Origin of the sequence: Nocardia sp. JMUB6875, from assembly GCF_041154655.1 — a bacterium.
Classification (GTDB): domain Bacteria; phylum Actinomycetota; class Actinomycetes; order Mycobacteriales; family Mycobacteriaceae; genus Nocardia.
The window spans coordinates 1-4,154 of sequence record NZ_BAAFGR010000320.1; the positions used below are offsets into that span (position 1 = coordinate 1).

Sequence of the window (4,154 nt, forward strand, 5' to 3'; positions counted from 1 at the left end):
TGCTGGTACCGTGCGGGGCGTTGCGCGGGGGTGGTGTGTGCCGTCGGTACGCGCGAACTGTTGAGACTGGGTGAATCGCGGCTGTGACTGAGGAATCGAAAGCGGGGTCCGGCGGGGAAGTCGGGCTGGATCTGATCGCGCCGGAGTTGTTGGCTCCGGCGCTGCGCAAGCTCACCCTGGCGGCGCTGGGGGTGGGGATCGGCGTCGGGTTGTTGATGGCGCTGTTCGTGCACTGGCCGGTGGCGTTGGCGACCGGGATCGTGCTGGGCGCACCGACCGCCCTGTATGCGATGGCGGTGCAGCGGCGGCGGATCACGGTGTCCGGCACGGTGATCCGGGCGCGCACCTGGCGCGGGGAACGCAGCATCGATCTGGCGGCGGCGACGGCGCTCGAGATCCTGGTCTACCCGGGCAAGATCAGTCGCATCGTCCTGCGCATCACATCGGGCCCGGACTCGCGCATCGTGCCCCTGGCCATCTACAGCGATTCCGGCAGCGGCCGCGAACTTCACATCCTCGGCCTTCGCAAGCTCGCCGACGCCCTCACCAGTTGTCCGCTGGCTGCCGCCCTCGCCATCTCGGACATGCTGGTTCAGCAACTCCGCGCCGAGGCCCGCGACGCCATCGCCGAGGAACGCCCCCTCTACCGCGCCGTCCGCATGGTCCGCGCCCGCGACGAGGCCGCCCCGATCATCCTCGCCGACTCCGACATCGCCGATCTCGCGCGCTGATTCGTTCTCCGACAATGCCGACCTGGCGCGCTGATTCGTTGCCGGAAGCGGTGTCTGGTTGCTCACCGGGCGCGACGCGGCCGTGTGAGCGTAGATAGGGTGAGGGCGTAATCACCCGTACCGCGAGGAGTTTTCGTCGTGAGCAACGTTGCGCCAGTGACCGTTACCGTGACCGGGGCCGCCGGGCAGATCGCCTACGGGTTGCTGTTCCGGATCGCCTCCGGGGCGCTGCTCGGGGCGCAGACGCCGGTGCGGTTGCGGCTGTTGGAGATTCCGGCGGCGGTGGGGTCGCTCGAGGGCGTGGCGATGGAGCTCGAGGACGGGGCGTTCCCGCTGCTGTCCGGCATCGATATCTCCGACGATCCGTGGGTCGGGTTCGACGGTGCCAATATCGCGATCCTGGTGGGGGCGCGGCCGCGCACGGCTGGGATGGAGCGGGCGGATCTGCTGGCCGCCAACGGGCCGATCTTCACCGATCAGGGCACGGCGATCAATGCCAATGCGGCCGAGGATGTCCGGGTGCTGGTGGTGGGGAATCCGGCCAATACCAATGCCTATATCGCGATGAGCAACGCGCCGGACGTACCGGCCGCCCGGTTCACCGCGCTCACCCGCCTCGACCACAATCGCGCGATCGCGCAGGTGGCCAAGAAGACCGGAGCGGCCGCGGCCGACATCCACCGGATCACGGTGTGGGGCAATCACTCCGCCAGCCAGTACCCGGACCTCGCGCACGCGACCATCGCGGGCCGCAATGCTCTGGACGTGATCGACGACCGCACCTGGGTGACAGACGATTTCATCCCGACCGTCCAGCAGCGGGGTACCGCCATCATCAAGGCGCGCGGCGCGTCCTCGGCGGCGAGCGCGGCCAGCGCCGCCATCGACCACATCCACGACTGGGTGCTGGGCACTGCGCCCGGCGACTGGACCTCGATGGCGGTGCCCTCGGACGGCTCCTACGGCGTGCCCGAGGGACTCATCAGCTCGTTCCCGGTGACCTGCGCGAACGGTGAGTACACCATCGTGCAGGGTCTGGAGATCGACGAGTTCGCCCGGGAGCGCATCGATCTCAGCGTCGCGGAGCTGATCGGCGAGCGCGATGCCGTGGTCGACCTGGGATACGCCAAGAAGGCGTGACCCAGGCCGGGGCGAGCGGCGTGATCAGTTCAGCTTGGCGATCACGTTGTCGCCGTACCACTTGATCTTGGTGATCTTCTCTTCGAGGGTCTCGGTGTCCTGCTCCTTGGCGTAGGAGTTGCGGAAGCCGATGATCAGGTCGGTGATGCCCTTCTCCTCGCAGCGCTTCACCCCGTCCGGGGTGTAGCCGTCGTAGGAGACCGCGTGAATCTCGAAGTCGCCCTTGTGATCCCGCTCCGCGCGCAGTTCGTTGATGCGGGCCAGGTACTTGTCGAGCTCCTCGGCATTGCCGCCGGCGTGCATCCAGCCGTCGCACAACCGCACCGCGCGCTTGAGCGCGGCATCGCTGTGGCCGCCGAGCAGGATCGGCAGCGGCTCGGTCGGGGCGGGGGTGAGCTTGATCTTGCGAATGTCGTAGAACTCGCCGTGGTACTCGAAGTATTCGCCGGTGGTCAGGCCGCGCACGATCTCGATGCACTCGTCCATGCGCTTGCCGCGCTTCTCGAACGGCACGCCCATGATCTCGAAGTCCTCCGGCCACGGGCTGATGCCCACGCCCAGGGCGAAGCGGTTGTTACTCAGCCGCGCCAGCGAACTGGCCTGCTTGGCCACCAGCACCGGCGGCCGGATCGGCAGCTTGAGCACGAACGGGGTCAGGCGCAGGGTGGTGGTGGCCGCGGCGATGGCGGCCGAGAGCACGAAGGTCTCGATGAACGGCTTGCCGTCGAGGAATTCGCGATTGCCGTCCTTGGTGTACGGATACTTGGAATCCGACTCGGCGGGGTAGGCGACGCTGTCGGCCACGGTGATGCTGTGGAACCCGGCGGCCTCCGCGGCCTGCGCGAGGGGGATGTAGTAATCCGGGTTGGTCATCGCCTCCGCGTAGGTGAAGCGCATCGATCGTCCTCTCGACAGTGAGCAGTGCGAAAACTAGAACAGATTCTAGTTCTGCGAGTGATGCTAGCCGCACGCTCGCCGGAAGGCACCCGTTCCGCCGATCCGGACTCGGCGCGAGCCGATGGCACTGCCAGTGCTCAACTGTCGTATCCCAGTCGAAGACCGCCCGGTCGTAGCCGTCCCGGTGGCTGAGATGCCGGTCCCGGTGGGCTTGTTCGCATTCCTGGATCTTGTTCTAATCGGCGGTATGACGATCGCCATCACCGGCTCCGGTTCCGGCATCGGCGCGGCCACCGCCGCCGCCCTGCGGGCCGCCGGGCACGACATCATCGGGATCGACCTGCGCAATGCCGACATCACCGTCGACCTGACCGACGCCGAGGCGCGGGCGGCCGCGGTCGAGGCGGTGCTGGAGCGGTCCGGGGGAGTGCTCGACGGACTGGTGCTGTGCGCGGGCGTCGGGCCGCAGGTGCCCGACCCGAATCTCGTGGTGGAGATCAACTACCGGGCGACCGTCGCCGTCCTCGACGCGCTGCTGCCCGCGCTGCGCAAGGGTGAAAACGCTGCGGCCGTGGTGGTTTCGTCGGTCGCCTCCACCCAGATCAAGTGGGAGGACAATCCGATCGCCAAGGGCAACGAGGCCGAGGCCTTCGCCCAGGCCGGGGATTTCGCGGGGCACTACGCCTACGCGTCGTCCAAGAACGCCGTCACCGTGGCCGTGCGCGAACGCGCCGTCGAATGGGGTTCAGCGGGCGTGCGGCTGAACGCCGTCGCCCCGGGCAGTGTCGAAACCCCGCTGCTGCAGGCGGGTTTGGACGACCCGCGCTACGGTGAGGCGATCCGCAACTTCGTGGCCCCCATCGGCCGCAACGGCAAGCCCGAGGAGATCGCCTCGCTCATCACGTATCTGCTCGGCCCGCAGGCCGGGTTCATCCACGGCGCGCAGTTCGTCATCGACGGCGGCATCGACGCGCAGACGCGACCGACCGCGGTGTGATCCACCGGGGCGTCGCCTGAGACGGTGGCCGGGTCCGCGGGGTGTACAGCCGCACATCGGCCTCCACCGATGCCGTGGTGATCAGGGCAGCTACCCCGATCGCCGCGGCATCACTTCGTTCCAGCGTTCTACTGCCCGGCGTCGTCGGCGGGCTCTTCATCGGGCTCGCCGATCACGCCCGGGGCGAAGGTGCCCAGATTGCCGGTGAGTTCGCTTTCCTGCGAGGCACTCTGGTGCGGCTGCACCGTGCGGCCGTGCTGGCCGTCGGGCGCGCCGCCCTTGCCCGCGCCCGCCGCGGCGGGGGAGCCCATGAAGCCGGAACCGGCGGGACCGCCCATCCCTGCGACCCCGCCCATGGCCGCGCCGAACGGGTTGGCTGGGTTGGTGAC

General features: G+C 68.6%; 4 protein-coding genes and 1 pseudogene. 3 read left to right on the forward strand and 2 right to left on the reverse strand.

Features of this window, described 5'->3' with window-relative positions; genetic code table 11:
• The first annotated feature begins 83 nt into the window (after positions 1-83).
• Together ACAM49_RS39055 and ACAM49_RS39060 are read left to right on the forward strand one after the other, a co-directional pair.
• Positions 84-731 (forward strand): hypothetical protein, encoded by a 648-nt coding sequence (locus tag ACAM49_RS39055; RefSeq protein WP_369640550.1) that lies wholly within the window; start codon positions 84-86, stop codon positions 729-731.
• Positions 732-869: 138 nt separating this feature from the next.
• Entirely contained in the window at positions 870-1,871 is a 1,002-nt protein-coding gene (locus tag ACAM49_RS39060) for a malate dehydrogenase (protein ID WP_369640551.1), read from the forward strand.
• A gap of 24 nt (positions 1,872-1,895) precedes the next feature.
• Here the strand turns inward: ACAM49_RS39060 and ACAM49_RS39065 are convergent, their stop codons facing one another.
• Positions 1,896-2,768, reverse strand: coding sequence for a TIGR03619 family F420-dependent LLM class oxidoreductase (locus tag ACAM49_RS39065; protein ID WP_369640552.1), 873 nt, complete (start codon positions 2,766-2,768; stop codon positions 1,896-1,898).
• 247 nt (positions 2,769-3,015) lie between these two features.
• Between ACAM49_RS39065 and ACAM49_RS39070 the strand changes: the two genes are divergently transcribed.
• Positions 3,016-3,765, forward strand: coding sequence for an SDR family oxidoreductase (locus ACAM49_RS39070; RefSeq protein WP_369640553.1), 750 nt, complete (start codon positions 3,016-3,018; stop codon positions 3,763-3,765).
• A 128-nt stretch (positions 3,766-3,893) separates the two neighbouring features.
• Here ACAM49_RS39070 and ACAM49_RS39075 read toward each other — a convergent pair.
• Positions 3,894-4,154: pseudogene (locus tag ACAM49_RS39075) on the reverse strand (hypothetical protein); the annotation flags it as partial.

Bases quoted from the DNA above. Each gene is read 5' to 3' on its own strand.
- ACAM49_RS39065 (WP_369640552.1), bottom strand. From the start codon at position 2,768: ATGCGCTTCACCTACGCGGAGGCGATGACCAACCCGGATTACTACATC.
- ACAM49_RS39070 (WP_369640553.1), top strand. From the start codon at position 3,016: ATGACGATCGCCATCACCGGCTCCGGTTCCGGCATCGGCGCGGCCACC.